Here is a 15,357-nt window from a genome sequence, read left to right on the forward strand (position 1 = left end):
TGCGGGGGGTGCCAGCTCCCCTGGAGTCCGGCCCCCGACCAAGTCTGACCGGGCTTTACCTGGTGGTGCCCGACCAAGCCTTGGCTCCCGAATTGATCAAGCGTCTGGAGCAGAGTGGGGCCACTGTGGCCCTTTTGCCTCCAGCTCTGCTCAATGACCTGGGCCAACTGCGTCAGACCGTTGAGCAGTGGCGAGAGCGCTGCGGCCCGGTAGCGGGTGTGGTGCTTTTGTCTGTCCTCGACGCCCAGGAACCAGACTCTCTGAACACCTGGCGGCAACAGACCCAGACGCACATCAAGGGAGTCTTTCAAGTACTGCAGCTTTGTGCCATCGACTATTCCCAGGCAGACCAAGACGAACCATTTCGTATCGTGGCGACATCTCAGATGGGAGGATGCTTTGGCCGCGATCACAACCTGACACTCCAGGGACTGGCCGGAGGGGGCTACACCGGGCTGTTGAAATGTCTAATCACCGAGGCGACCCAGGTGCAGGCCAAGGCCATTGATCTAGATCCGGCTCTCTCAGCAGTTCAGGGGGCCGACATTGTGCTGGCCGAGTTGCTTGCCCCGGGTCGGTTGGAGGTTGGTTATCCGAGCGGACAGCGCACAGTCTTTGCCACCGTAGAGGCACCCCTACCGGAGACCAAGCGGGATTCTCTGGCCATTAATGAAGACTGGGTGGTGTTGGTGACAGGAGGAGCGCGGGGCATCACCGCTGAAGTCCTGACCGAGCTGGCCCCCTATGGACTGCGACTGGTGCTGGTGGGGAAATCCCCCCTGCCTGGATCTGAGCCAGTTGATACCGAGGGTATCGAAGAGGAGTCCCTGCTGCGGAAGGCTCTAATTCTGCGCATGCAGGCAAAGCATTCCCAACCTGGGCAGCAACCCCCTCGGCTGATGCCCGCCGAGATCAACCACAAGATTCAGGAGTTGAGGCGCGATCGCGCTGTACGCCACAACCTGGAGAGGCTTCGGCAGCTGGGGGCCGAGGTTGAGTATCACGCCGTAGACGGTCGCGATGGGGCAACCCTCGGTCAGCTGGTAGACGATCTCTACCGGCACTACGGGCGCATTGACGCCGTTATCCACGGAGCTGGCATCATCGAAGACAAGCTGGTCGCTGACAAGTCGCTGGCCTCCTTTGAGCGGGTGTTTGACACCAAGGTCGACAGTGCCTTCACCCTCAGCCTCCACCTGCGGCCCGACTCACTCCAACTGATGGTGTTTTTTAGCTCTGTCGCCGGGCGCTACGGCAACCGCGGACAGGCCGACTACGCAGCCGCCAACGAGGTGATGACGCGCCTGGCCTGGGATCTCGATCGGCGCTGGCCCCAGACCCGGGTGGTGTCCTTGTGCTGGGGTCCATGGGATACCACTGGGATGGCCTCGGAGGCGGTCAAGCAGCAGTTTCGAGCCCGAGGCATTGAGCCCATCCCCTTGGCCAGCGGTCGCCGGTTCTTCCTCGAGGAGTTGCTGTACGGCACCAAGGGGGACACTGAGGTGGTGGCGGGGGTCGGCCCCTGGGAGGCCTACGAGCAGGAGCAGTCCCTAGCCAGAGAGCCCCGTAGTCAGAGTCAGATCTCGATCCCCTCAGGCCATTCAACCTCTGCCTTTTGGCTACTGCCTGGCCCACCCCAGACCTTACCCAACGGAGCAGTGGTGGTGGAGGCCACCCTCAGCCTCCAGACGGCTCCCTACCTCTACGACCACCGCCTGGAAGGCAGGCCAGTGTTACCCGCCACGGCGGCCCTGGAGTGGCTGGCGGAGCTCGTGCAGGCTGGTTGGCCCGACTGGGTGGTCAGCGAAGTGAGAAATCTGCGGGTCCTGCGGGGGGTGGTGCTCAGTTCTGAAACTGATACCGCACGTCTGCGGCTACAGGCGCTGGCCTCGACCCACGCTGATGCCGCTGAACTGTTGGTCACCGCCTTGATTGAGGACGCCGATCGCCAGCTTCCGATGTATCGAGCCCAGGTGGTGCTGCGTTCGCAGCTTGTCGAGCCCCCCCCCATGGTCTGGGATCCGATACCGCCGGAGCGCACCCTCTCCCCGGTGATGGCCTATCGCGACTACCTCTTCCATGGCCCCAGATTTCAGCTGGTGCAGTCAATCGAGGCCATAGCTGAGCAGGGTATTGACGCCTGGGTCACCCCGAGTGATGGGGCTACCTGGGTAAGCGGCGGCAGCCAAGTTAGCTGGCTCTTCGATCCCGGGCTGCTCGACACGGCCCCCCAGTTGGCCATCGTGTGGGCTCGCCTCTACCGTGACACCACGCCACTACCCTCCTGCCTGACCTCAGTGGTGCGCTACGCGGTAGCAGGGCCACCGGGGCCTCTACAGTTGCGGCTACGACTGCGACAAGTGGAAGAAAATTCCATAGTTTATGACGCTGTATTCTGTGACCGTGATCAGCAGGTGCACCTGGCAATGACCCAGATTGAGAGCACCTGCAACCCCGCCCTAAATCGATTGGCAGGAAACTCCCATGGTTGACTTCACCAGGGACATCGCCATTGTTGGGATGGCTGCTTTATTTCCCCAGGCCAAAGACCTCAGGACCTACTGGCAAAACATCCTAAATCGGGTCAATGCGGTGACTGCCGCCCCCGACGAATGGTCCCAGGGTTTTGTCGATCCAGACTCGACCGCCAACAACCGCATCAACAGCGCCATGGGCGGCTTCCTTGGCCCTCTGGCAGAGTTCAACCCGTTGGAGTTCGGCATCATGCCCAACTCCGTCGATGGGGGAGAACCGGACCATTTTTTGGCCCTCAAGGTGGCTTCCCAAGCCTTGGCTGACGCGGGCTACACCACTCGCACCTTCAACCGCCAGAAAACTGGCATCATTCTGGGTCGGGGAACTTACATTAACCGGGGTTACAACACTCTCCTGCAGCACGGTCAGATTCTCGACCAAACCATGGGCCTGCTGAAGCAGATCTTGCCCACCATGGACGCGGATACTGAAGCTGAACTGAGAGCTCAGCTTCAGGCCAGTCTGCCCCCCTTTACCCCAGAGATGGCCCCGGGCTTGGTTCCCAATGTGATTACAGGTCGCATTGCCAATCGCCTCGATCTAATGGGGCCAAATTACATCGTTGATGCGGCCTGTGCCTCATCGCTGATCGCCGTCGAGCACGCCATGCAGGAACTCCGCAGCGGTCGCTGCGACATGGTGCTGGCGGGCGGGGTGCATGCCTCGACACCGCCGCAGATCAATATGATTTTCAGCCAACTGGGGGCGCTGGCTCGCAATGCGGTCAAACCCTTTCATGCGGGGGCCGAGGGCACGCTGCTCAGCGAGGGGGTAGGCATGGTGGTTCTCAAGCGACTGGTGGATGCCGAAGCCGATGGCGATCGCATCTATGCGCTGCTCAAGGGGGCAGGCACCGCCAGCGACGGGAAGGCGTTGGGGTTGCTGGCCCCCCGCTCCGAGGGGGAGGTGCTGGCCCTTGAGAGGGCCTACGAATCCAGTGGCATTGACCCCACGACTCTCGAGCTGATCGAGGCCCACGGTACGGGCATTCCCCTGGGCGATCGCACCGAGATTCGCTCCCTCTCCCAGTTGATCGGGCAACGCCAAGGCACCTTACCCACCTGCGCCGTGGGCTCCGTTAAGTCGATGATTGGCCACTGCATTCCGGCGGCGGGTGCGGCCAGCCTGATCAAAACGGCCCTGGCGCTCTACCACAAGGTGTTGCCCCCCACCCTCTGCGATCAGGTCGACCCCGACCTGGAACTGGAGAAGACTCCCTTTTACCTGAATACAGCCCCCCGCCCCTGGATCCACGGCCAGGGCGACGTGCCCCGTCGGGCCGGGGTGAATGCCTTTGGCTTTGGCGGCATCAATTCCCACCTGGTGTTAGAAGAACATGTGCCCACGGAGCCAACTCTCCCCACTCTGCTGTACCGGGACTGGCCCAGCGAGGTCATTGTGTTTTCGGGGACAGACTGGGGGGCTGTGGGGGAGTCGATCGCTCGGGTTCAGCAGTATCTGGAACAGCAGCCAACAGTCAGCCTGGCCGATCTGGCCTACACCCTGTCAAAGCATCCTCTGGGGTCCCACCGGCTGAGTCTGGTGGCATCCTCCATCCATCACCTCAAGAATAAGCTAGCCAAGGCCCTCAACTGTCTCAACGAATCCACTCAGGGGAGCAACCACACTGGTATTTACACTGGAGTGATTGATAAGGCCAATCCCGTCGGGGGGACCTGCTTTCTGTTCCCAGGCGAGGGATCTCAGTATCCCGACATGCTGAGCGATCTGTGCCTTTATTTTCCCCAGGTACGGGCCTGGTTTGACTTTCTGGACAATACCTTTGCCCATCGCCGCCAGTGCCCCCCCAGCCAGCTGGTTTTTCCACCCCCCACTGGGCTCACGACCCAGGAACGGGCGCTGGTGCAGCAGCAGCTTTATCACATGGATGTGGCCTCTGAGATTGTCTTTATTGCCAGCATGGCCCTGCATGAGCTGCTCAACGAGTTTCAGGTGCCCTGCGACGCCATGGTGGGCCACAGCACAGGAGAAAATACGGCACTGATCGCATCGGGCACCATTCGCCTGGCCGACAAGGCTGAACTGCAAGAGAAGATGCGCCAGCTCAACCAAATCTATTTGGATGTTGAGCGGAGCGGTGACATTCCTCAGGGGGCCCTGCTGACAGTGGGGGCCTTCGACCCCAAGCTCCTGTCGCTGCTGCTGGATGAGATGGCCGGACGGCTGCACCTGGCCATGGACAACTGTCCCAACCAAGTGATTTTGTTTGGCGATGAACCAACTATCGCAGCCGTTGAAGACCGATTGCGGATGGCAGGGGCAATCTTCCAGCGACTGCCTTTCAACCGGGGATATCACACGCCACTGTTTGAACCAGTGGCCAAAGCTTTTAACACATTTTACAAAAGCCTCGTGCTTGGCCCTGGCCACACACCCCTTTACAGCTGTGCCGACGTTGCTGCCTTTCCTGAGGATCCCGAGGCGATCGCCGCTCAGGCCACCCAGCAGTGGTCTAGTCGGGTGCGGTTCCAGGAAACCATCGAACACCTCTACGCCCAGGGCATCAGCGCTTTTGTCGAAGTCGGGCCTAGCAGCAACCTGTCAAGTTTTGTGGGAGACATCCTCCAGGGGCGTGCCCATCTGGCCTTGGCAAGCAACAGCCGCCGCCGTCCAGGTCTGGCCCAGCTGATGACCTTGCTGGCCCGGCTCATCACAAGGCACGACCTTGACCTCACCCTCCTCTACAGCCAGCGGCAGCTCACCGAGCTTGACCTTGCTGTCCCACCTCGGCCCACGGTCCCAAGCCCGGTGCTGACCTTGACCATGCCCACCATGTCCCTGTCGCCGGGGTTTGCACAAACCCTCCAAGCCCGCCTGGCACAAGCCCATGCCCCAAATCCTTCGCCCCCCCCGATCACAACACCGAGCCAGGCAGCTCCCTGGCCAGAAGCTATCGCCCCAGCCACATCACCAGCTCTCAGCTTGCACGGGCGGTCGACTGAAGACCAGGTGGCTAGACAGCAGCAGGCTCCTCAGGAATCCCTGTCCCCGGAGACTCACCAGGGCCATCAGCCGTCTCAACCGCCTTTCCCCAGCATGGTCGCCCCGACCATGCCACCGCTTGAGGGCGACGGGCTGGGGGCCATTCTGGCTGGCCACTTTGCCTTGATGAACGAGTTTTTGGGCAACCAGGAGCGGGTTTCGATGCGCGCGCAGGCCGAGCTGGCGTCACTGCCCATTCGCACCCAGACCATCGCCGCACTGGCGATTCCTACCACCGACTCGGCCTGGGCGCTACTAGGAAAGATTGTAGAGCGGAGTGACGATCGCATTTATTGCGAGCGTTGCTTCACTCTGGAGCACGACCGTTTTTTGATCGATCACACCCTGGGCGGACAGCTTTCGAGCTACCAACCTGAACTTCACCCCCTGCCAGTGATTCCCTTCACCATGAGCATGGAGATGGTGGCCGAGGCTGCCGTCCTTTTGGTGGGGGATGGTTACACAGTTGCCCAATTGTCAGATCTGCGGGGATACCGCTGGCTGTGCCTGGATCAGGACAATCTAACTCTTGGGATTTTGGCCCGCCGTCGGCCCTCCCCCGCCACGGCTCCCCAGGTGCAGGTCCAGATTTTCCAGCTCGGGGCCGACTCGCAGCTTCCCCGTCAGTTGGTGTTTGAGGGTCTGGTGGACCTGGCGAGTGAGCCCCTGGCGGCACCTTCACCCCTGCCCTTTGCCCTTAGCCAATCTGCCCCTTCCCGCTGGGACGATGCCGATCTCTACCAGACCGGCATGTTCCACGGGCCTCGCTTCCAGGGGGTGACCCACCTGCGCCGCTGGGGGGCCGAGGGCATCGAGGCCGACCTGCAAACCATCGCCACCAACGATTTCTTTGGCACCACTCCCGAGTCCAGCTTTCTCATCGATGCTGGGCTGTTGGATGCCGCTGGGCAACTGGTCGGCTACTGGGTGTCAGAACAGTTTGGCACCGATTTCAACGTGTTTCCCTTTCAGGTGGCGCGCTTTCATCAGTACGAGCCACCCTTGCCGCCGGGCTCCCAGGTGCTTTGTCGAGGGTTGATGCGCTTTGTCAGCGATCGACAGACCGAGGCAAGCTTTGACTTTTTCGACGTCAACCAACGGCTGATCGCCCGCTTGGAGGGTTGGCAAGACCGCTACTTCAGCATTCCCCACGCCTACTACCAGTGCCGCCTTCATCCCCAGTCGGCTTTTCTCTCCTACCCCTGGGCGATCGCCGAACCCTTGGTTCTGCGCCGCATCGATCCCTTCCCTGAAGGATTCTTTGAAGATTCCTGGGGGATCTGGCAGCGGGTACTGGCCCACCTCAGCCTGTCCGAGCCGGAGCGTGAGCGCTGGTACTCCTTCCCTGCCAAGGGCCAGCGCCGCACGGAGTGGCTGCTGGGGCGCATTGCCGCCAAGGATGCGGTGAGACAATGGGCGTGGGATAACCTTGGCTTGACCCTAGCCCCAGTAGATATCAGCATTGTGGCCACTGCCACAGGCAAACCCATGATCGAATGTGCCCGCCTGGCCCAGATCACGGCGCTGCCCGATCTTTCCATCAGCCACAGCCAGGGCTACACCGTGGCGGCTTTGGCCACCCCCGGTATGCAGATTGGCGTCGATCTGCAGAAGCTCTCCCAGAATCATGCCGACGACTTGCTGTTAGCCGCCTTTGGCCCGGCAGAGCAATCATGGCTGCAAACCGGGGGAACACAGGTTGGCGTATCCCTTTGGTGCGCCAAAGAGGCCGCAGCCAAGGCTGTGGGCCTTGGCTTGGGTGGGGACCCCCGGAAGTGGAAAATCACCAACTGTTCCCCCGACGTCCAACGGGTTGAGGTTACTTTTGAAACCCAAACCCTTCAGGTCAGCCTGAAACAGCAGGCCGACGAAATTTTGGCCGTCTGTCAGCGGCCTGTCATCCGGTGACGATTGTCGCTGCCCCTCGCTTTGTCTGTTCATTTCACCAAGGAGATTAAGTTCAATGACCACGACCCCACTTTCCTACAGCCCCGAAGAATTGAGTGCCCAGGTAATCGCCGTGCTCAACGAGCTCACCATGGACTGGGAACTTGATCTGGAGGAAGACATCGGCCCAAGCACCCGTCTGATTGACGACCTTGCCTTTGAGTCCATCGACATTGTGCGGTTTGTCGTGGCGCTGGAGCAGCATTTCAACTGCAAAGGTTTGCCCTTTGAAAAACTGTTTATGCGTGATGGGGACTACGTTGATGAACTACGGGTCAATGAAGTCGTTGAATTTTTAAATGAATCTCTACCCACCGCTCATTCATCCTAAACCACTGAGATCACCATGAAGAAGCTATTAATGATCGGCCTTGATGGGGCTACCTACGCCTTGCTCAAGCCACTGATTGCAGACGGATACATGCCCTTTTTGGGGAAAGTCATGGCGGAGGGCGCCTACGGAGAACTAATGTCCACGCCCAACCCCCTAACTCCGCCGGGCTGGATCTCCACCGTCACCGGTTGTAGCCCCGATGTCCACGGTATCTACGACTTTCTACGGCCCGAGTCGACTGAAGCTGGCGTTTTCTTAAAAGTCAACGACTCCCGCGACATCCTCTGTGACACCGTGTGGACCCTGGCCAGCCGCCAGGGTAAGCGGGTGACGACGCTGAATTTCTACGGCATGTCCCCCCCCGTGGAGGTGGACGGGTACCTGATTTCCGGGTTTATTCCCTGGCGTCACCTGCGCAGCGCCACCTTTCCCGAATCCCTCTTCGACACTGTCAAAAGTCTGCCCAACGTAGACATTAAAAAGTTGGGCATGGATATTGGTGAAGAAAAGAAATGCATCCAGGGCCTACCTGAAGAAGAATACGAGGACTGGATCCATCTCCAATCCGAGCGGGATGCTGCCTGGACAGAGCTGCTCAGCCATCTAATGGAACATGACCCGACGGACCTAACCGCCATTGTCTATGACGGCACCGACAAGATTCAGCACCTGTTCTGGCGCTACCTCGATCCGTCACTGGTGGAGGAGACAACCGCCATCCCGTGGGACACCCACATTCGCGAACTATGCCTCAACTCCTACCGACAGATCGATCAGAGCATTGAGAGATTGGTAGCCATTTCAGGGCCTGACACTCACTTGGTGATTACCTCTGACCACGGGTTTGGGCCTACCCACGAAGTTGTCTATGTCAACGAATGGCTCGCTCGCAACGGCTACCTCAGCTGGACTGCTCAGACCATTGTTGATAACACCAGCAAGCTGACGGCGGATCGCATCAAAGATCACACCTTGATGATCGACTGGGAGCACACTCTTGCCTACTCGCTGACCCCCAGCAGCAATGCGATCTACGTGAAGCAGGCCAAGGACGGGACTCAGGGAGTGTCACCGGAGGAGTACCCAGATTTTTGCCGTACCCTCCAACAAAAGCTCCTGGACTACCGGCACCCCATCGATGGTGGGCAGGTCTTTGCCAAGGCCGATCTGAACGAGAATCGCCTGGCTGGCAAGCCCAGCCTTGAGCATGCCCCCGACATCACCCTGGGACTGCGGGACGGGGGATTTGTCTCGATCTTGCGATCGGCTGAGGTGGTCAAAACCAGGGACAAGGTCGATGGCACTCATCGACCCAACGGTGTTTTTATCGCCTGGGGTCCCGACATTGCCTCGGGCAAGCACCTCGAGCCCCTGTCTATTTTAGACGTAACACCCATGCTACTCCATCTGATGGGGTTAGAGATCCCTAAGGAGATTGAGGGGCGAGTTCCGGTGGAGGCGCTCAAGGCAGAGGCGCTCAGCGCCAACCCGGTTAAGATATCTGAGATGGTGCAACCTGCGAAGCCAAAAGCCGCAGCCGATCGCCCAGAGATCTCAGAGGACGAAAAGGATGCGCTCATGGCTCAACTGAAACTCTTGGGCTATATGGACTAGTCCCAGCTTCATGAACTCTACTCACAATACAATGAACTCTACAACAACACCTTATCGGGTGGAATCGCTGTTTGACACCATTGGTGCGGTGGTCACCCCGGATGGTGACGGTGGGCTTTTGAACCTGAGCCGCGACGCGGTCCTATCTCTACTCAAGAAGCACGGGGCGCTGTTGTTTCGGGGCTTTGCCCCCGAACTGGAAGCCTACCAAGCTTTTAGTGATCTCTTTTGTGCAGAGTTTATTACCTACATGGGGGGCGGTTACCAGCGACAGGTGATCAACACAGAAGGCGACCAGACGATCCTGTCAGTCAACTACTATCTTGGCCAGCAGCATCAGCGCACCTTTGGTCTACCCCTTCACGGTGAAATGTACTACATTGATCACCGACCAGACGTCATGTTTTTTTATTGTGTGCACCCCGCCAGCCGGGATGGGGAAACAACTGTTGCTGATGGAGCCCTGCTATACCAAGCCCTCAGCCCCAAGACCCAGGACTGCTTTAATCGGCAACGACTCAAGTACATACGCTCCTACCAACGTGAAGACTGGCAGGCCCGGTTTCTGACTGAAGACATGGCTGTTGTACAGCAGTTCTGCCACGACAATGGCCTAAGCATTACACAACATGGCGATGACTCGATTGACACCGAATACGTTTCCCCTGGGGTGATGCATCCTCCCCGGAGCGATCGCCCAGTGTTTATCAACAATCTGCTGCCGGTGATTTGGCAGGAGGAAAACGGCAGTACCAACAACATCGTGCGTTGGGAAGATGGCTCTCAAATTTCCGCTGATATCATTGAGGAGACCAAGGCGGCGGCTGATCGATGTACTCGTCTAGTGGCCTGGCAACCCTTGGAGATCCTGATGGTAGACAACACCCGTGTACTCCACGGCAGAAAGGCATTTGAGGACAATCATCGAGAGATCTACACCCGTATGGGACGTTCGATTCTCTGGTAAGCGATCGCCCCCTAGCCTTTGACAGAGAATGAGCTGTTACCGAGTAGAACAATGCGAAGACGGGGAATGTTGATGCGAAGGTTCATGCGCAGAGCACTGCTCTCGGATGAACGGCAGTTGCAGCACCAGGGGTTGCAGCGGAAGTATCTGTTGCATACCCCAGCGACCTACCGGCCAGAACATCCTCTGCCCCTAGTAATTGGTCTCCACGGAGGCTACACCAGCCCCAGCCGCTTTGCCCTGACAACTGGCTTCAACGATCTGGCCGATTCCGAAGCGTTTCTGGTGGCTTACCCAGAGGGCTTTGATCGCCATTGGAACGACGGTCGCCCTGGCGTCAACACTGACATCGATGACGTGGGTTTCATTGCCGCCCTGATCGACGACATCCAAAGGCATCGAGCGGTGGATACCAAACGGGTCTATGCGGTCGGCATCTCCAACGGGGGCTACATGGTCCAACGCCTGGCGTCTGAGCTACCCCATACCTTTGCCGCCTTTGCAACCGTAGCCGCCGCTCTGCCTGTGCCTCTGCGGGTGAAGATGCAGACCAATACGCCAGTTTCCTTGCTGATGATCAACAGTCGGCGGGATAGGTTTGTCCCTTTTCAGGGCGGGGTGTCCCGTCGAGGTAAGGGTGGCGAAATCCTGTCAATTCCCGACACCTTTGAGTTTTGGAGGCAAAAGGGCAACTGCCAAACGGAATCAGCCTGGGATATTACCTCTTCGGCCCACTTCCTTGGGGGGCAGACTGGCGAGATCGAGGTCACCCGCTATGTCAATCCGGAAGGTGGGGCGGAGGTGGTGCTAATCGTTTTAGCCAATGGGGGACACACCTGGCCGGGCGGGGTTCAACAACCCCAGTGGCTGGTGGGGGAAACCTCTCAGGACATCGATGCCAGCCAGCTGATTTGGGCGTTTTTTCAGGGTCACCGCCTCCTCGCCACCACCAATGCGCATGGATGAAGCTCTCAACCCAATTTCCTTTGAGTTTTTCCATCGGTTTCTCCTCTATCAGGCCAGCTTCAATACCTCCTTCACCCTGGAGCTGGGGGCAATTCTTGAGCCGGCTCTTTGCGAGTCGGCACTGGGGCTGGTCATGGAGCGTCACCCGATTCTGCGATCGCGTGTGGCGATCGACTTGGAGTCTCCCGAACGCTACTTCTGGCAGCCTCTCCCCATCTCCGCTCCGCTCCCCCTGACGTGGTGTCCCCTAGACGGCGACGACGCTGATCTCCCCTCCGCTTTTGGCCGCCTTGAAAGCGATCACCAAAATCGTACCCTTCCACTCGATCGATCTGCGCCGTTTCATCTGTTCATCATGCCGTGGAGACAACGGCTCACCCATGTGCAGCTGGTGGCCTCCCACACCGCCCTGGACGGCAAAAGCTCAGTCATTTTTCTGAGAGATTTCCTGAAGTTTTACTTGGCGTTGCAGCAGGGGCAATCGCCACAAGTCACCCCTACTCCGCTTGGCGGTGACTGGAGTCGACTTTTTGCAATCACCGTGAACGCCACAGCTAAGGAGAATCTCGATCGCGACATTCTTGCCGATCAGCAAACCCCACCCGATACCGCCAAAGACGATGATTTTCAGCCACTGGGCTGGTCCCACCTCAAGGCCACCCTGGCCCGAGCCAAACCTCAGCGGTCCCCCGGCCAGGAGCTCGTTCCCTTTCCCCGGGCCCGGCTGACCAGCGGAGCAGACCTGGCCAAAGGGTTGCGCGGCACCGTGAACACCCTGGCCCACCGACTGTCCAAAGCCCAGACGAGGGCTCTCCGCCAGCGCCTGGAAGACCTGGCGTTGCAGTCGGCTGAAAGGGGCAGACCGTCACTCAATGAGCTGTTGTCGGCCCTCTATCTTCAGTGCCAACTAGCCATGGCCCGTCAGGCAGGCGAATCAGTGGCGATCGCCCATCTGGGCATGGCCGTCGACCTTCGTCCACTCTGTGCCGACAAGCACCTGCGGGACTCCATTCAAGACCTGTTTTTCCCCGTGGTGATGACAATTGATGTGGCGGAGGCGAGCTGCATGGGGTTAGGCGGGCTGGTCCACGCCATCCAGAAGAAAAAGACAGAACTGTTGGCGGCAATGCCTGGACCCTACCTTGAGAAAGTGTGGCAGAAATACAGGCTGGGAGACCGTGTGAAGGGCGATCGGTGGCTGGATTTTCTGGCCACTACCACTCAGATCTTTCACCCTCAATCCGCCAAGGTGGTGCGGGTTAGCTACATGGGGATTACAGATAAGCACTTTTCTGGCCTGCCAGCATTGAAGATTCAATCAGCTCAGTTAAATAGTGCCAATGTGGGCTTCCCGGTACCCAGCCTGCTGCTCTACCTGTTTCAGCAGCAGCTCTATCTGTCCTTTACCTATGTTGATGCCTATACCGACTCTGATCAGCGCCACCAGCTCTGGCAGTTGTTTCTCCAGGGGCTGGCTGAATTGAGTCCAGCAGACGCTGTCTACCCCAATAGTGAAAATGCCTAAACTTGAAACGGACGGGGTGACCCTCCACTATCAGCAGCTCGGCCAACAATCTGGGGCTGGCCCTGATCTGGTGCTGATCCATGGGTTAGGCGCCAATTTGGCTTTTTGGTACCTGGGCATAGCCGCCAAACTGGCAGAAAACTATCGTGTAATCATCTACGATTTGCGTGGCCACGGCGAGAGCAGTATGCCGCCGGCTGGATATACTCTTCCGGACATGGCTCAGGATCTACAGCACCTGCTCCAGTATCTGGGTGTCAAACGGGCACACCTGGTGGGTCACAGCTTTGGAGCCCGAGTAGCGCTCTGCTACACCATGCTCCACCCCCAACAAGTCGAGACACTCACCCTGGCCGACGCGCAATTCACCTGCCTTCAGCCGCGCATTCGCCTCAAAGACTGGCCGTACTGGCAGGAGTGGCAGCAACAGCTGCGCAGGCAAGGGGTGGTCAATCTCCCCGCCGACAACGAAATCATTGATTTTCCCCTCCTCAACCATCTCAACCAGGTGGCCTCCACCTCAGACCAGCTAGCCCCATCGCCAGCCCAACGGCCGTCGCTGCGCCAGCGGGGGATGGGGCGCAAAGGGACTGCCAACTGGGAAAGATTGCTGTCCCAGACCACCGCCCGCCAGGAGTTAGAAGATCAATCACCCCTTAGTGTGGAGGGCCTTCAGCGCCTAGAGGTGCCGGTACTGGCCATGTTTGGGGAATACTCCCACTGCTTGCCCTCCTGTTGGGAATTGAAGGCGCAAGTGCCTCACTGTGAGGTGGCCATTATTCCAGGGGTGGGCCACTTTCATCCGGCCCTCAAACCGGATCAGTTTCTCCACCACCAAGTAAAATTCCTCACCCAGTAGGGGCTACCCAGCCTTGCTTCGCTGACCTCAGCTGGACTGCTTATTCTGAACTGAGGGATAGAACATGCGGTATGCCAGTTAGATTGAGTCCATTCCTGATGCCTCTCTCGCTCGTTCAGCAAGACCAGATTGTTCTGAATTGTGGCGCCGGTGAAGCCAATACCCACATTGACAAGCGATGGGGGTTAAGGGCATGAGAGTAGGGAAATAGCATCATCCATTCTGTTGGTTCATGATTGAGGGATTGCATGATGAGCTGCCTCACGGTCATTCTCGCGCCTAGAGGGAGCACAACGTGGTCAAGGTGATTGAGCGGGCTCTTCAGAGCAAACCCAGCCTTGGAAAGCACTCCATCGATGCGATGGTCCGAATTCTAGTTGCAGAAACGGGAACCACACTAAAAGCCTTGCATCATTGGCTCACTAGGATCGGGGATTTCGCGGCGGCTTATAGTGAAAAGACCGGTTCCGTTCATCTGGACTGCAAAGGCGAACTCGATCCTGGAGAAGCTGCTATGTCTTCGGTCGCGGGTCTCCGAGAAGCCACCCAAATGGGATATGTTGATTTCGATGAGCAATATTGATCGTCTGCCGACAAAGGTTGCCATTGTGACGGGAGGAAGCAGCGGCATTGGACAGGCCATCGCCATTGCACTGGCCCGGGAGGGTTATGGGGTCACGATAGTGGGCACCAGTCACCAGCGCATAGACGACACCTTGTCCCAGATGGCTCAGTTCACCCCCCTGGAGATGTTGCTCGGGCTACGGTTAGACGTCCGGCAAGCTGCCGACATGGAAGGCATGGCAAGATTGACCCTTGCTAAGTTTGGTCGGCTGGATCTACTGGTGACCAGCGCCGGCCTTGGCAAGAAATCTGGCTCTGCCCGGGTCGTTCCCCACCCAACATCAACGCTGCCCCTGGAAGATTGGCAGGAGGTGATTGACGTCAACTTGACAGGGGTGTTTTTGAGCAATCGGGCGGTGCTGTCTGCCATGCTGGCCCAAGGCAGCGGCCATATCGTCAACATTTGCTCTTCTACAACCCTGCATGGTCTTCGGGGCCAACCCTATGCCCCAGCTTACTGTGCATCTAAATTTGGTGTTGTCGGCTTGACTGAAAGCCTAGAGGCGGAGGTGGCAACAGCGGGTATACGAGTCCAGGCGATTTTCCCAGGCCCAGTCTTGACCCCGCTGGTGGCGCAGACCGCTCTGCTTAAGCTGTTTGACAACCGCGCCATCAGCCCGGATCATTTTGCCCGCAGCGTGGTTGCCTTGGTGCAGCAACCACCGGATGTGACCGTGATTCACCCCCATCTGCTTCCTTTTCTTGGGGATCGCAGCTGAGCAAGCAATCAAATCTAATTCACCCCCTAAACCCCGCCCTATGACCCCTGCTCCCCATACCCGACAAAGACCCTATGATCCCTCCCCCAACCCCGGGCTGAGGTTTGAGCAGTTCCGCCAGATTTGTGCCAACGGCTTTGGCGATGGCTATAACAGTTTTGCCCACTCAGCGGCATGGTTCAAAGGATGTTTGTACGTGGGCACCACACGCTCAAACCTCTGTATGTTAAAGCTTAGCCTCAATCACCTTTGCGGGGACCTGAG

10 protein-coding genes are annotated in these 15,357 nt (G+C 58.5%); all 10 read left to right on the top strand.

Annotated elements, in window-relative coordinates; genetic code table 11:
* Positions 1-8: 8 nt before the first annotated feature.
* The 10 genes from KBY66_RS00270 (at position 9) to KBY66_RS00325 (ending at position 15,093) form a co-directional block, all read left to right on the top strand.
* Positions 9-2,492, top strand: coding sequence for an SDR family NAD(P)-dependent oxidoreductase (locus tag KBY66_RS00270; protein WP_255087077.1), 2,484 nt, complete (start codon positions 9-11; stop codon positions 2,490-2,492).
* A 28-nt stretch (positions 2,493-2,520) separates the two neighbouring features.
* The gene (locus tag KBY66_RS00285) at positions 2,521-7,446 is read left to right on the top strand and encodes a beta-ketoacyl synthase N-terminal-like domain-containing protein (protein WP_399224515.1); all 4,926 of its coding nucleotides are present in this window, start codon (positions 2,521-2,523) and stop codon (positions 7,444-7,446) included.
* A gap of 55 nt (positions 7,447-7,501) precedes the next feature.
* Positions 7,502-7,816 (top strand): acyl carrier protein, encoded by a 315-nt coding sequence (locus tag KBY66_RS00290; protein ID WP_255087078.1) that lies wholly within the window; start codon positions 7,502-7,504, stop codon positions 7,814-7,816.
* 15 nt (positions 7,817-7,831) lie between these two features.
* Entirely contained in the window at positions 7,832-9,433 is a 1,602-nt protein-coding gene (locus KBY66_RS00295; RefSeq protein WP_255087079.1) for an alkaline phosphatase family protein, read from the top strand.
* A gap of 58 nt (positions 9,434-9,491) precedes the next feature.
* Positions 9,492-10,400, top strand: a complete 909-nt coding sequence (locus KBY66_RS00300; protein WP_255087080.1) for a TauD/TfdA family dioxygenase — start codon at positions 9,492-9,494, stop codon at positions 10,398-10,400.
* An 84-nt stretch (positions 10,401-10,484) separates the two neighbouring features.
* On the top strand, positions 10,485-11,366 hold the full coding sequence (locus KBY66_RS00305; protein ID WP_255087082.1) for an alpha/beta hydrolase family esterase: 882 nt from the start codon (positions 10,485-10,487) through the stop codon (positions 11,364-11,366).
* Entirely contained in the window at positions 11,359-12,891 is a 1,533-nt protein-coding gene (locus KBY66_RS00310) for a condensation domain-containing protein (protein ID WP_255087083.1), read from the top strand. Before KBY66_RS00305 ends, KBY66_RS00310 begins: the two co-directional genes overlap by 8 nt.
* A 16-nt stretch (positions 12,892-12,907) precedes the next feature.
* Positions 12,908-13,750 (top strand): alpha/beta fold hydrolase, encoded by an 843-nt coding sequence (locus tag KBY66_RS00315; RefSeq protein ID WP_255087084.1) that lies wholly within the window; start codon positions 12,908-12,910, stop codon positions 13,748-13,750.
* 295 nt (positions 13,751-14,045) lie between these two features.
* Entirely contained in the window at positions 14,046-14,333 is a 288-nt protein-coding gene (locus tag KBY66_RS00320; RefSeq protein ID WP_255087085.1) for a hypothetical protein, read from the top strand.
* A complete protein-coding gene (locus tag KBY66_RS00325; protein ID WP_255087086.1) occupies positions 14,320-15,093 on the top strand; it encodes an SDR family oxidoreductase in 774 nt (257 codons plus the stop codon). The genes KBY66_RS00320 and KBY66_RS00325 overlap by 14 nt, the downstream gene beginning before the upstream one ends.
* The last annotated feature ends 264 nt before the right edge of the window (positions 15,094-15,357 follow it).

It is taken from the genome of Synechococcus sp. Tobar12-5m-g, from assembly GCF_024345415.1.
Classification (GTDB): domain Bacteria; phylum Cyanobacteriota; class Cyanobacteriia; order PCC-6307; family Cyanobiaceae; genus Regnicoccus.